The organism is Paracoccus fistulariae, from assembly GCF_028553785.1.
GTDB classification, from domain to species: domain Bacteria; phylum Pseudomonadota; class Alphaproteobacteria; order Rhodobacterales; family Rhodobacteraceae; genus Paracoccus; species Paracoccus fistulariae.
Genome location: NZ_CP067136.1, coordinates 60,814 through 73,431 on the forward strand (window position 1 = coordinate 60,814; position 12,618 = coordinate 73,431).

Annotated in this window: 11 protein-coding genes and 1 tRNA gene; 6 read left to right on the forward strand and 6 right to left on the reverse strand. The window is 62.2% G+C overall.

Annotation, left to right across the window (positions count from 1 at the left end; genetic code table 11):
- Positions 1–36: 36 nt before the first annotated feature.
- Genes JHX87_RS00345 through JHX87_RS18550 form a run of 4 tightly spaced genes read right to left on the reverse strand, consistent with a single transcriptional unit; the run spans position 37 to position 4,786 of the window.
- A complete protein-coding gene (locus JHX87_RS00345; RefSeq protein ID WP_271884329.1) occupies positions 37–723 on the reverse strand; it encodes a formate dehydrogenase subunit gamma in 687 nt (228 codons plus the stop codon).
- Positions 723–1,706 (reverse strand): formate dehydrogenase subunit beta, encoded by a 984-nt coding sequence (gene fdxH, locus JHX87_RS00350; RefSeq protein WP_271884330.1) that lies wholly within the window; start codon positions 1,704–1,706, stop codon positions 723–725. The genes JHX87_RS00345 and fdxH overlap by 1 nt, the downstream gene beginning before the upstream one ends.
- The gene (gene fdnG, locus JHX87_RS00355) at positions 1,703–4,138 is read right to left on the reverse strand and encodes a formate dehydrogenase-N subunit alpha (RefSeq protein WP_473087569.1); all 2,436 of its coding nucleotides are present in this window, start codon (positions 4,136–4,138) and stop codon (positions 1,703–1,705) included. The genes fdxH and fdnG overlap by 4 nt, the downstream gene beginning before the upstream one ends.
- A gap of 48 nt (positions 4,139–4,186) precedes the next feature.
- On the reverse strand, positions 4,187–4,786 hold the full coding sequence (locus JHX87_RS18550; protein ID WP_465119509.1) for a molybdopterin-dependent oxidoreductase: 600 nt from the start codon (positions 4,784–4,786) through the stop codon (positions 4,187–4,189).
- Between the two features lie 244 nt (positions 4,787–5,030).
- Here JHX87_RS18550 and JHX87_RS00360 point away from each other — a divergent pair.
- Together JHX87_RS00360 and JHX87_RS00365 are read left to right on the forward strand one after the other, a co-directional pair.
- Positions 5,031–5,113: transfer RNA gene (locus JHX87_RS00360), tRNA-Leu, on the forward strand.
- A gap of 289 nt (positions 5,114–5,402) precedes the next feature.
- Positions 5,403–5,738: an XRE family transcriptional regulator gene (locus tag JHX87_RS00365; RefSeq protein ID WP_271884332.1), complete on the forward strand. Its 336-nt coding sequence runs from the start codon at positions 5,403–5,405 to the stop codon at positions 5,736–5,738.
- A 196-nt stretch (positions 5,739–5,934) separates the two neighbouring features.
- Here JHX87_RS00365 and JHX87_RS00370 read toward each other — a convergent pair whose 3' ends face one another.
- Both JHX87_RS00370 and JHX87_RS00375 read right to left on the reverse strand, forming a co-directional pair.
- Complete coding sequence (locus tag JHX87_RS00370) at positions 5,935–6,678, reverse strand: siderophore-interacting protein (RefSeq protein ID WP_271884333.1); 744 nt, start codon at positions 6,676–6,678, stop codon at positions 5,935–5,937.
- 133 nt (positions 6,679–6,811) lie between these two features.
- Entirely contained in the window at positions 6,812–8,326 is a 1,515-nt protein-coding gene (locus JHX87_RS00375; protein ID WP_271884334.1) for a YifB family Mg chelatase-like AAA ATPase, read from the reverse strand.
- A gap of 133 nt (positions 8,327–8,459) precedes the next feature.
- On the opposite strand from JHX87_RS00375, the gene coaBC reads away from it, so the two are divergent.
- From coaBC to JHX87_RS00395, 4 genes are read left to right on the forward strand one after another with little or no spacing between them, the layout of a single operon-like run.
- On the forward strand, positions 8,460–9,716 hold the full coding sequence (gene coaBC / locus JHX87_RS00380) for a bifunctional phosphopantothenoylcysteine decarboxylase/phosphopantothenate--cysteine ligase CoaBC (RefSeq protein WP_271884842.1): 1,257 nt from the start codon (positions 8,460–8,462) through the stop codon (positions 9,714–9,716).
- Positions 9,713–10,753 carry a cysteine desulfurase family protein gene (locus tag JHX87_RS00385; protein ID WP_271884335.1) on the forward strand — a complete coding sequence of 347 codons (1,041 nt, stop codon included), beginning with the start codon at positions 9,713–9,715 and terminating at the stop codon, positions 10,751–10,753. The genes coaBC and JHX87_RS00385 overlap by 4 nt, the downstream gene beginning before the upstream one ends.
- Positions 10,754–10,784: 31 nt before the next feature.
- The gene (sufB, locus tag JHX87_RS00390; RefSeq protein WP_271884336.1) at positions 10,785–12,305 is read left to right on the forward strand and encodes a Fe-S cluster assembly protein SufB; all 1,521 of its coding nucleotides are present in this window, start codon (positions 10,785–10,787) and stop codon (positions 12,303–12,305) included.
- The gene (locus JHX87_RS00395) at positions 12,302–12,613 is read left to right on the forward strand and encodes a heavy metal-binding domain-containing protein (protein ID WP_271884337.1); all 312 of its coding nucleotides are present in this window, start codon (positions 12,302–12,304) and stop codon (positions 12,611–12,613) included. Before sufB ends, JHX87_RS00395 begins: the two co-directional genes overlap by 4 nt.
- Positions 12,614–12,618 lie beyond the last annotated feature (5 nt).

Here is a 12,618-nt window from a genome sequence, read left to right on the forward strand (position 1 = left end):
TCCGGGCCGCACGGGCCACTGCTTTGGATGTTGCGGCTATTTTGCCGGACCGTTGCGCTGGCGTCCAGCAACCTCGCGCAGCCATTTGCGATGGTGCCGCCAGGCCCAGCCACCGGTGACATCGCCCCGCGTCATGGCCCGCAACGTGCCGCGGACCCAGAAGGCCGCATAGACATGCATGATAAAAACCAGCACGATGGCGACCGCCGCCAGCGCATGGATCAGCACGGCCCAACGGCGCACCGGGATCGAGACCAGATCCGGGAAATATTCCTGCCAGATCATGATGCCCGACCCGATCAGCACGACGATCAGCGCGGACATGGCCCAGAAAACGAATTTCTGACCGGCATTGTATTTGCCAAGCTCGGGCAGGTTTTCCTCGTTCCCCTTCACCACCTCGTCGATATTGGCCACCCAGGTCGTATCCTCGGGCTTGGGCAGGTTCAGCCGCCACATCTGCAGGAACAGAAGCAGGAAGCTGAAAAACAGGACGACGCCCACGATGGGATGCAGCCAGCGCGCCGTCTGTCCGCCGCCGAACAATCCCGTCAGGAAGTAGAGCGAGGGCGAAAAGAAGGCCAGCCCGGACAGCAGCAGGATGATCATGCAGCCTGCCGTGACCCAATGGTTCAGCCGGGTGATGCCACGATAGCGGCTGACGCGGACCGGATCGGTGCTTTCGATATGATCACCGGGTTCGGAATAATACGGTCTTGGCATCAGACATCCCCCCGACGGTCATGAAGATCGGCATCGACCAGCGCCTCGGCCTGTTCGGTATCCTCCTCGGTCACCTTGTTCCCGCGAGAGAACAGCCCGTGCAGCGCCACGCCGACAGCCGCGATCCCCATTGCCGCCAGACCGGCGGTCTTGGTGACGCCCTTCCAGCCCTCCACGATCGGAGAGATCCGCGGATTGTCCGGCAGGTCGCTGTAGATCGAGGGCTTGTCGGCATGTTGCAGCACATACATCACATGCGTGCCGCCGACGCCTGCGGGATCGTAAAGCCCGGCATTGTCATAGCCGCGCGATTTCAGATCCGCGATCCGCTCATCCGCATGGGCCTTCATATCCTCCTTGGTGCCAAAGACGATGGCCTGAGTCGGACAGGCCTTGGCGCAGGCCGGCCCCTGACCCACGGCGACACGGTCGGAACACAGGGTGCATTTATAGCTTTTGTGATCCACCTGGCTGATGCGCGGGATGTCGAAGGGACAGCCCGTTACGCAATAGCCGCAGCCGATGCAGTTTTCATGGATGAAATCCACGATCCCGTTGGAATATTGCACGATGGCGCCGGGCGCCGGGCAGGCTTTCAGGCAGCCCGGATCCTCGCAATGCATGCAGCCATCCTTGCGGATCAGCCATTCCAGATTATCGGTTTCAGGGTTCACCCATTCGCTGAACCGCATCAGCGTGAACATCGCCGGTGTCAGGTCATGCGGGTTTTCGTAGCTGCCGATATTCGTCCCGATCTCGGGCTTGGTATCGTTCCATTCGATACAGGCCGATTGGCAGGCCTTGCAGCCAATGCATTTCGAAATGTCGATCAGCTTGGCCAGCTTGTCCAACTGGCGATCGGGCTGCGGCACATCCGAGGTGGCCGAGATGCGCACGACGTCGCGCGCATCAAAGCCAACTTCCAGCGGTTGAACAGGCGGGTTCGAAACCGCGGTTTTGGGTTGAGCTGCGGTCTCGCTCATGCCACCGGCTCCTCTGCTGCGGGTTCAATATTGACAAGGAAGGCCTTGAATTCAGGCGTTTCCACATTGGCGTCGCCGACAAAGGGCGTCAGGCTGTTCGGCCCGAAACCTTTCTTGGCGGCCCCCATGAAGCCCCAATGCAGCGGGATGCCGACGACATGCACCGTCTTGCCCCGCACCGTCAGCGGCTGGATCCGCTTGGTCACGACCGCCTTGGCCCAGACCTCGCCCCGTTTGCTCCAGACACGGACGCGACCGCCATTCCGGATGCCCTTTTCATTGGCAAGTTCCACGCTGATCTCGACGAAGAATTGCGGCTGAAGCGTGGCGTTGACCGGGTTGTGCTTGGTCCAGTAGTGGAAATGCTCTGTCAGGCGATACGAGGTGCCGACAAAGGGGAACTCATCGCTGGTGGCGAATTGTTCGGCATCGTCAACGAAGACCCGCGATGCCGGGTTGCCCCGCATCTTGGCGTTGAAGACGTTTTCCACCGGGCTTTCGAACGGTTCCATATGCGTCGGGAAAGGTCCGTCACGCATCATGCCACGCGTGAAGAGCCGAGAGGTTCCCTCGGGGTTCATGATGAAGGGCATGACCTCGCCGGGTTTCGCCGTGGGCGAGATATCCGGCACGTCCGGACCTTCCCAACGTTCGCCGTTCCACGCCAGCAAAGCGCGTTCCGGATCCCAGGGCCTGCCCTGCATATCCGCAGAGGCGCGGTTATAGAGGATGCGGCGGTTCACCGGCCAGGCAAAGGCCCAGTCGGCAAAGACGCCAAGCCCGCTTGGGTCGCTGTTGTCGCGGCGCGCCATATTGTTGCCGTCTTCATTCCAGCAGCCGGAATAGATCCAGCAGCCGCACATGGTCGAGCCGTCGTCGCGCAGCTGGGAAAAGTTCTTCAGCTGCTTGCCCGCCTCGACCACCACCTTGGTCGGATCGGCCGTGTCGTAAACGGGCGTCAGGGCGCGACCGTTCATCTCGCGGGCCAGTTCGTCCGGCATCGGCTCGTCCGGATCGGCATAGTTCCAGGTCAGGTTCAGGATCGGATCGGGGAAAACCCCGCCCTCTTCCTCATAGAGCTTGCGCACGCGGCGGAAGATCTGTGCCATGATCCAGGTGTCATGCTTGGCCTCGCCCGGCGGGGTCGCCCCGGCCCAGTGCCATTGCAGCCAGCGTCCCGAATTGACCAGCGCGCCTTCATCCTCGGCAAAGCAGGTCGTGGGCAGTTCCAGAACCTCGGTCTGGATGCTGGCCGGGTCCACGTCATTATAGATGCCGTGGTTCTCCCAGAAATGCGACGTTTCCGTCGCCAGCGGATCCATGACCACCAGCATTTTCAGCTTGGACAGCGCCTCGGTCAGCTTGCCCCGGTTGGGGAAGGACAGAAGCGGATTGAAGCCCTGGCAGAAATACAGGTTGATCTGGCCCTGGTTCATCAGTTCGAACATGCGCAGGACGTCATAGGTCGGCACGTCCAGCTTGGGCAGGTAGTGGAAGGCCCAGTCATTTTCCGCCGTGGCCGCATCCCCCCACATGGCCTTCATGAAGCTGACCATGAATTTCGGGTAATTCTGCCAATAGCTGGTCTGGCCCGGCCGCAGCGGCACGAAGCTCCGCGACGAGATATAGGTCTGCCAGTCGGTTTCCTTTTCGGTCGGGATGTTCAGATAGCCCGGGATCAGGTTCGACATCAGACCGATATCGGTCAGGCCCTGGATGTTGGAATGCCCGCGCAATGCGTTCATGCCGCCACCGGCCATGCCGATATTGCCCAGGATCAGCTGGATCATCGCCATGCCGCGAATGTTCTGCGCGCCCTTGGAATGCTGTGTCCAGCCAAGCGCATACATCGAGGTCATGACCTTGTCCGGCGCGCTGCATTCCCCGATCATCTCGCAGATATGCAGGAACTTTTCCTTCGGCGTTCCGCAGATATCCTCGACGAATTCCGGCGTATAGACATCGACATGGGCCTTGAGCAGGTTCCAGACGCAGCGCGGATCCTTGAGGGTCATATCGACCTGCGCGTAGCCTTCGGCATCCTTCTTGTAGTCCCAGCTTGACTTGTCGAAGTCGCGCTTTTCCTCGTCATAACCGCTGAACAGCCCGTCGCTCCAGCCGAACTCATCCTTCACCAGGAAGGCTGCGTTGGTGTAGTTGGTGACATATTCCCAGTTGACCTTGTCGTTTTCGATCAGCCAGCGGATCACCCCCATCAGGAAGCTGATATCGCTGCCCGGACGGATCGGGGAATAGTAATCCGACACGGCGGCCGTGCGGTTATAGCGCGGATCGACCACGATCAGCCGCGCGCCACGATGGGCCTTGGCCTCGGTCACCCATTTGAAGCCGCAGGGATGCGCCTCGGCTGCGTTACCGCCCATGACGATAACAAGGTCAGTATTCTTGATGTCGGTCCAGGAGTTGGTCATCGCTCCACGGCCAAAAGTCGGGCCCAAACTGGACACCGTGGGGCCGTGTCAAACGCGCGCCTGGTTATCGAATCCGACGATCCCCATGGAACGGACCGTCTTATAGGTCAGCCATGCGGTTTCGTTTGTCGTTGCCGAAGCAGCCAGGAAGCCTGCGGTCGTCCAGCGATTGACCGGGGTGCCGTCCTCGTTGACCTGCACCATATTGGCATCGCGGTCGTCCTTCATGGCACGCGCAATCTTGTCCAGCGCTTCGTCCCAGCTGATCTCGACCAGTTCGTCCGAGCCCGCGGCGCGGTAGCGCGGCTTGGTCAGACGAGTGGGGGCCTTGACGAAATCCTTCAGCGCCGCGCCCTTGGGGCACAGCGTGCCGCGGTTCGTCGGGTGATCGACATCGCCTTCGATATGCAGCAGGTCGGCCTGCTCGCCCGCTTTCACGTCGCCCTTGGAATACATGATGATGCCGCAAGCGACCGAGCAGTAGGGACAGGTATTGCGGGTTTCCGTGGTGGTGGTCAGCTTGAAGGCGCGCACATGCGCGGTTTCCGCCGCCTCAGCCTCGCCGAAGCCCATGGCCCCAAGCGACGTTGCCGCAACCCCCGCACCCGCCAGCTTCAGAAAGCCGCGCCGCGAAAGGTCGATATTCATAGAAGACCCTCCTTTTGCCTGTCGAATAGATAGGTACGCTGCGATGTTGCGCCGCAGGTTTTTCAAAGTCAAGCTGAACGGGCATGTGCGGATTTGAAGGGAGTTTTTGTACTTCCTTGTAAACAAAGGGAATTTATGCCATTTTCTGAACCGGCCTTTGCAGGGGAAGTTCGTATTTATCAGTTCTGCATCCCGTGCTTACCCTTTGACTTCGTGGGCGTTCCTTTCTAAGGATATCCGGCGTGCGCGATTGGCGGAATTGGTAGACGCAGTTGGTTTAGGTCCAGCCGCTTCGGCGTGGGGGTTCGAGTCCCTCATCGCGCACCATAGCCGAAAGAAAAATGGCCAGCAAAAGCTGGCCTTTTTCGTTTTTCAGTTGCGGCGGTTCCCCACATCGTCCCCCCCATCCTGTCACATGTCGGCATTCAGCCGTCCGTGCGACGTTCGACAAAATTCTTATGCCGCAGCGATGCGAATGAACCTTCGGTTCCGCGCGTTTGGTCCGCGTTGCAGAGTTACCCTAACGAAAAAAGAACGCAGATCGCGCAACCGTTGAGTTCGCGCCCCGTGAGCAATATCAATCTTGCCAGACCTGACTTTTCACGATGATGAGATCATGGATATTGATTCAAAGACACGCTTGGCAAGAGTGAACGATATGAGCGTCGAGGCGAGCGCAATCAGATTGCGCGCCGCCTTTCTCGTAACGGGCCTTGATCGGCGGAACGCGCTGGCGAAAGCCGCCGGGGTGTCGAAAACTGTCTTGAGCAATGCTATGGCCGGATTGACCTATCCCAATCGGGACCTGATGAAATATCTATACCTAGCACATCGAATAGATTTCAATTTCCTCATGAACGGTGACTTTTCCCAACTCCCTGGCGATGTCCAGGACAAGCTGTTCCCCGCACTTTTGACCGCAACCAAGGCCTGGGGCCAGACAGAGGATTGAGATCGAACCCGACTTTCGCCAGCCCATGCCTTTTGCGCGCGTGCAGGACGTGGAACACCGTTTCCTCCGACATGCGCGCGTTTCTCGACCCTGTCTCGACATTCGGTCTGACGACGATCCGGCCGCACAGGGCGATGAAGAGATCCTCTGCGCGAAGTGGGATTCCAGCAGCGAAAACATGGGAAAGTCCGTGCCGTCAGTCCAGCGGCTGATGTGCGTCGCTTTCGCCAAGCAGCCAATAGCCCGAGGCCTTAAGCCATTCCTTCGGGTGGCCGAGCTCCGACAGCACGTGGTCGCGGGCGGCGCGGGCGACGCCTGCTTCGGCGGCGATCCAGATAAAGCCCTTGCCCGGCGGCAGGGTGATCTGGCGCAGCGCCTGCAGCAGGGGTGCGGGGTCGGCGGCAAGGTTCAGCGGGCGATGCACCCAGATCGGCTGATGGGTGGCGGCGGTGTCGAACTGCTGCTGCTCGGCCTCGGATTCGACCGTCGCCAGAGAGGTGACATGGGTTCCCGCAGGCATTTCCTCGATCCAGCGGCCGATGGCGGGCAGGGCGGTTTCATCGCCGATCAGCAGATACCAGTCAAAGACCGGCGCCACCACGGCAGAGCCGCGCGGCCCCCCGATATGCAGCAGGTCACCCGGTTTCGCCGCCTCGGCCCATTCCTGCGCCGGACCCTCGCCATGCACGGCGAAATCCAGCGTCAGCGTTCTTGCGGCGGTGTCGAAGGCGCGCGGGGTGTAGTCGCGCATCTCGGGCTTGTCGCCATCGCCCTGAAAGAACAGCTTCACGTGGTCGTCGGGGCCAAGGCTGACAAAATCGCCCAGATCGTCGCTTTGCAGCGTGATGCGGATCATGTTGGGGGTGATGCGGCACGTCTCGGTGACGGTCAGCACGCGGCGTTTCAATTCGTGCCGGTGGCGGGTGATGATCTGGTCCATATGGCCTCTTTCTGCCCTACTGCGAATGGCTGGGTCAGGGGGCAGATGGTCCCGTCTTACCTGGCGATACGGGGCCGGTGCTAACGGGAATTCGGGGCCAGATGCAAGCCCCGGGCGCGGAACCGAGCTGGCGTCAGCCGCCTGCGACGAAGGGCAGGCGATAGCTGATCGCCTCGGCGATATGGGGCGCGCGCAGATCCGCCGCGCCATCCAGATCCGCGATTGTGCGCGCGCTGCGCAGGATGCGGTGATAGCCGCGCGCCGTCAGGCCCAGCCGTTCCGAGGCTTTCAGGATCAGGTCCCGACCCTCGGCATCCGGTGTCGCGATCTCGTCCAGCACGCGCCCCGAGGCGTCGGCATTCACGCGGATATGGGGGTGGTCGCGAAACCGCCGCGCCTGGATATCACGCGCTGCCGCCACCCGTTCGGCGATCCGGGCCGAGCTTTCGCCGCGTTCGGGCAATTCAAGATCCAGAAAGCTGACCGCCGGGACCTCCAGCCGCAGATCGAAACGGTCCATCAGCGGCCCCGAGATGCGGCCCAGATAATCCCCGCCGCATCCGGGCGCGCGGGAACAGGCCTGCGCCGCATCCGCCAGATGGCCGCAGCGACAGGGATTGGCCGCCGCCACCAGCAGGAAGCGGCAGGGATAGCGGATATGGGCATTGGCGCGGGCCACGACGACCTCTCCGGTCTCGATGGGTTGGCGCAGCGTCTCCAGAACCTGACGGGGAAATTCGGGAAATTCATCCATGAACAGCACGCCGTTATGGGCCAGGCTGATCTGCCCCGGCCGGGCGCCGCGCCCGCCTCCGACAATCGCAGGCATAGAGGCGGTGTGATGCGGCTCGCAAAAGGGTGGATGGCGCAGGATGCCACCCTGATCCAGCGTCCCGGCCAGCGAATGGATCATCGAGCTTTCCAGCGCCTCGACCGGGGCCAGCGGCGGCATCAGGCCGGGCAGGCGCGCGGCCAGCATGGATTTCCCCGCGCCGGGTGGGCCGACCATCAGCAGATGGTGCCGACCTGCGGCGGCGATCTCCAGCGCGCGTTTGGCGCGTTCCTGCCCCTTTACCTCGGACATGCAGCCATGGCTGGCGCCCGTGCCGATGCTGCCCGGCGCGGCACGCGCAAGGGGCGCGCGATCGGTCAGATGGTCGATCACCTCGCGCAGATGGCGGGCGGCCAGCACCGGCACGGCATCGACCCAGGCCGCCTCGGCCCCGCAGGGCTGCGGACAGATCAGCGCGCGGTCATCCTCGGCGGCGGCCATGGCGGCGGGCAGGGCACCCGTCACCGGCGCCAGCCGCCCGTCCAGAGCCAACTCTCCCAGACAGACGCAGCGCGCCAGCTCATCGCCCGGCAGGATCTCCAGCGCCGCCAGCACGGCCAGCGCGATGGGCAGATCGAAATGAGAGCCCTCCTTGGGCAGATCGGCGGGCGACAGGTTCACCGTCACCCGCCGGTTCGGCAGCGCAATGGAGAGCGCGCCAAAGGCGGCTTTGACCCGTTCCTTTGCCTCGCTGACCGCCTTGTCCGGCAGGCCCACGATGGCGAAACCGGGCAGGCCCGCGGCGACCGAACACTGAACTTCGACCAGTCGCGCCTCGATCCCCTCGAAGGCGACGGAATAGGCGATGGCGACCATGGCATTTCCGGTATCCCTTGCCCGGAAATGGTTAACGCTGGCGCTGTTAAGAAATGGTTAACATCCCGGGTGCAGCTTTCCTTGCGACTTGGCCGTTGCGCGACTATTTCTGTGCCAGCACAGCCCGGGGGCGATAATGGACGGAAAACGCATCCTTTTGATCATCGGCGGTGGCATTGCCGCCTATAAGATCCCGCAGCTGATCCGGCTGATCCGCGCCGAGGGCGCCCATGTCACGCCGGTTCTGACGCAGGCGGGCGCGCAGTTCACCACGCCGATGACGGTGTCGGTGCTGGCGGGCGAGAAGGTCCATGACGGGCTGTTCGATATCGAGACCGAGGCCGATATCGGCCATATCCAGTTGTCGCGCGACGCCGATCTTGTGGTCGTGGCCCCGGCCACCGCCGATATGATGGCCAAGATGGCCAATGGGCTGGCCGATGATCTGGCCTCGACCCTGCTGCTGGCCACTGACAAGCGCGTGCTGATCGCGCCCGCGATGAATGTGCGCATGTGGCACCACCCGGCGACGCAACGCAATCTGGCCACGCTGAAGGATGACGGCATCCTGATGGTCGGGCCGGATGATGGCAGCATGGCCTGTGGCGAATTCGGCACCGGTCGCATGTCCGAACCCGACCAGATCGTCGCGGCCATCCGCGATGCGTTGCAACAGCCTGTCTGGCCCAGCCTGCCGCCGACGCGGGCGCTGACATCGGAAATTCCGCTGACCCTGGCGCGGCTGAACGGGCGGCATGTCATCGTCACCTCGGGTCCGACGCATGAGCCGATTGATCCGGTGCGTTATATCGCCAACCGCTCTTCCGGGTCGCAGGGCGCGGCGATTGCGGCGGCGCTGCGCGATCTGGGCGCGCGGGTCAGTTTTGTCACCGGCCCGGCCAGCGTTCCCCCACCCGCGGGCGTCGAGGTGATCCGGGTCGAGACCGCCCGCCAGATGCGCGACGCGGTCGAGGCCGCCTTGCCGGCCGATGCCGCCGTCATGGCCGCCGCCGTGGCCGATTGGCGTGTCACCAATGCCTCGGACAGCAAGATGAAAAAGGACGGCTCGGGTCGGCCGCCCGCGCTGGAAATGTCGGAAAACCCCGACATTCTGGCCTGGATCAGCCATCTGGAACAGGATCGTCCGCGCCTTGTCGTGGGATTTGCCGCCGAAACCAACGATGTGTTGCGCCATGCCACGGAAAAGCGGCTGCGCAAGGGCTGCGACTGGATCGTGGCGAATGATGTCAGCCCCGAAACCGGCATCATGGGCGGTCAGGAAAACGCCGTCACCCTGATCTCTCAGCACGGCCCCGAGGAATGGCCGCGCATGTCCAAGGCCGAGGTTGCCCGCCGTCTGGCCGACCGCATTGCCGAGGAAATCGGATGAGAACCTATCTGGACTGGAACGCGACGACCCCTCTGCGTGACGAGGTGAAGGCCGCGATGCGCGCGGCGATGGAGATCAGCGGCAACCCCTCTTCGGTGCATAGCGAGGGGCGGGCGGCCAAGATGGCGCTGGAGGCCGCGCGCGAAGAGGTTGCGACCGCATTGGGGGCCGAGGGTGCGGATGTGATCTTCACCTCGGGCACGACCGAGGCGGCGGCCATGGTGCTGGCGGGCAAGGGCGTGCATTGCGCCCCGGTGGAACACAGCGCCATCAAGGCCTGGTGCGACGACGATCTGGCAGTCGATGGTGATGGCATCGTCACCGTGACCGACCCGGCGAATTCGACGCTGCAGATCGCCAATAACGAAACCGGCGTGATGCAAAGCTTGCCCGCCGGTCTGGCCTCGTCCGATCTGACGCAGGCCTTCGGCAAGGTGCCCTTTGCCTTCAACTGGCTGGATATCACGGCAGGCTTTGTCAGCGCGCACAAGCTGGGCGGGCCGAAGGGGATCGGTGCGCTGATCCTGAAGAAGGGCACCGATATAGAGGCCTTGATTCGCGGTGGCGGGCAAGAGCAGGGCCGTCGCGGCGGAACGGAAAACCTGATCGGCATCCTTGGCTTTGCCGCCGCAGCCACCGCCGCGCAACGCGATCTGGAGGCCGGGTTGTGGGATCAGGTGGCCGAACGCCGCGACGCGCTGGAGGCCAGGCTGCTGGCAGCCGCGCCGGGATCGCGCATCGCCGGTCATGGGGCCAGACGGTTGCCGAACACGACCTGCATTCTTACATCGGGCTGGAAGGGTGAAACCCAGGTGATGCAGATGGATCTGGCAGGCTTCGCGATCTCGGCGGGCTCTGCCTGTTCCTCGGGAAAGGTCCGGGCCAGCGGGACGCTGCAGGCCATGGGATTTGACGATAAGGAAGCGCAATCCGCGATCCGAATTTCCATAAGCCCCGATTTGGCTGAGGATCAGATGAACCGATTTGCGGATGCATGGGAAACCGCGTATGGACGCTGGCGCGACAGAAATGGCTAGGCAATCTGGCCGGCCTTAGGAAGGACAAAGGATGAACTCGACCCCCGATCTTGAAGTGCGCGAAGGTGTCGACCGCGAGACGGTTGAAACCGTGCAGAACATGGGCAGCTATAAATATGGCTGGGATACCGAGATCGAGATGGACTATGCCCCCAAGGGGCTGAACGAAGATATCGTCCGCCTGATCTCGCAGAAGAATAACGAACCGGAATGGATGACCGAATGGCGGCTGCAGGCCTTTCGCCGCTGGCTGACCATGACCGAACCGAAATGGGCGATGCTGAACTATCCCGAAATCGATTTTCAGGATCAGTATTACTATGCCCGCCCGAAAAGCATGGAAGAAAAGCCGAAATCGCTGGATGAGGTCGATCCCAAGCTGCTGGCGACCTATGAAAAGCTGGGTATCCCGCTGAAAGAGCAGATGATTCTGGCAGGCGTCGAAGGCGCGGGCGAGGTCCCGGCCGAGGGCCGCAAGGTCGCCGTGGACGCCGTGTTCGACAGTGTCAGCGTGGGCACCACCTTCAAGGATGAACTGGCCAAGGCGGGCGTCATCTTCTGTTCCATCAGTGAGGCGATCCGCGAACATCCCGAACTGGTCAAGAAATATCTGGGCAGCGTCGTGCCGCAATCGGACAACTTTTTCGCCACGCTGAACAGCGCGGTGTTTTCCGACGGCTCATTCGTCTATGTGCCGCCGGGGGTGACCTGCCCGATGGAGCTGTCCACCTATTTCCGCATCAATGCCGAAAATACCGGGCAGTTCGAACGCACGCTGATCATCGCCGACAAGGGCAGCTATGTCAGCTATCTGGAAGGCTGCACCGCGCCCAAGCGCGACACCAATCAGCTTCACGCCGCCGTGGTCGAGATCGTGATTCTGGAAGATGCCGAGGTGAAATACTCGACCGTCCAGAACTGGTTCCCCGGCGATGAAGAGGGCAAGGGCGGCATCTATAACTTCGTGACCAAACGCGCCGATTGCCGCGAGGATCGGGCCAAGGTGATGTGGACGCAGGTGGAAACCGGCAGCGCGATCACCTGGAAATACCCGTCCTGCATCCTGCGCGGCCATGAATCGCAGGGCGAGTTCTATTCCATCGCCATCGCCAACAACTTCCAGCAGGCGGATACCGGGACCAAGATGATCCATCTTGGCAAGAACACCCGCTCTCGCATTGTGTCCAAAGGGATTTCGGCCGGTCAGGCGCAGAATACCTATCGCGGTCTGGTGACGATGCATCCGCGCGCCACCAACAGCCGCAACTATACCCAATGCGACAGCCTGCTGATCGGCGACAAATGCGGCGCCCACACCGTGCCCTATATCGAGGTCAAGAACACCAGCAGCCGCGTGGAACATGAGGCCACGACCAGCAAGGTCGATGACGACCAGATGTTCTATTGCCGCCAGCGCGGCATGGATGAGGAAGAGGCCGTGGCCCTGATCGTCAACGGCTTTGCCAAGGAAGTGCTGCAGGCGCTGCCGATGGAATTCGCCATGGAGGCACAATCGCTGGTCGCGATCTCTCTGGAAGGTTCGGTGGGATGATCGTCACCACCACCCCATCCGTCGAAGGGCGCAGGATCAGCGCCTATCACGGCGTCGTCACCGGCGAGACGATCCTGGGCGCGAATATCTTCCGCGATATGTTCGCCGGGATCCGCGACATCGTCGGCGGGCGTTCGGGCAGCTATGAAAAGGCGATGTCCGAGGCGCGCCAGACGGCGTTGAAAGAAATGCAGGACCGCGCCCAGGAGCTGGGCGGCAACGCGGTCGTCGGAGTGGACCTTGATTACGAGGTCATCAACAACATGCTGATGGTGTCGGCTTCCGGCACCGCCGTCACCATCGACTGAGGTAA

Bases quoted from the DNA above. Each gene is read 5' to 3' on its own strand.
- JHX87_RS00345 (WP_271884329.1), bottom strand. From the start codon at position 723: ATGCCAAGACCGTATTATTCCGAACCCGGTGATCATATCGAAAGCACC.
- fdxH (WP_271884330.1), bottom strand. From the start codon at position 1,706: ATGAGCGAGACCGCAGCTCAACCCAAAACCGCGGTTTCGAACCCGCCT.
- fdnG (WP_473087569.1), bottom strand. From the start codon at position 4,138: ATGACCAACTCCTGGACCGACATCAAGAATACTGACCTTGTTATCGTC.
- JHX87_RS18550 (WP_465119509.1), bottom strand. From the start codon at position 4,786: ATGAATATCGACCTTTCGCGGCGCGGCTTTCTGAAGCTGGCGGGTGCG.
- JHX87_RS00365 (WP_271884332.1), top strand. From the start codon at position 5,403: ATGGATATTGATTCAAAGACACGCTTGGCAAGAGTGAACGATATGAGC.
- JHX87_RS00370 (WP_271884333.1), bottom strand. From the start codon at position 6,678: ATGGACCAGATCATCACCCGCCACCGGCACGAATTGAAACGCCGCGTG.
- JHX87_RS00375 (WP_271884334.1), bottom strand. From the start codon at position 8,326: ATGGTCGCCATCGCCTATTCCGTCGCCTTCGAGGGGATCGAGGCGCGA.
- JHX87_RS00385 (WP_271884335.1), top strand. From the start codon at position 9,713: ATGAGAACCTATCTGGACTGGAACGCGACGACCCCTCTGCGTGACGAG.
- sufB (WP_271884336.1), top strand. From the start codon at position 10,785: ATGAACTCGACCCCCGATCTTGAAGTGCGCGAAGGTGTCGACCGCGAG.
- JHX87_RS00395 (WP_271884337.1), top strand. From the start codon at position 12,302: ATGATCGTCACCACCACCCCATCCGTCGAAGGGCGCAGGATCAGCGCC.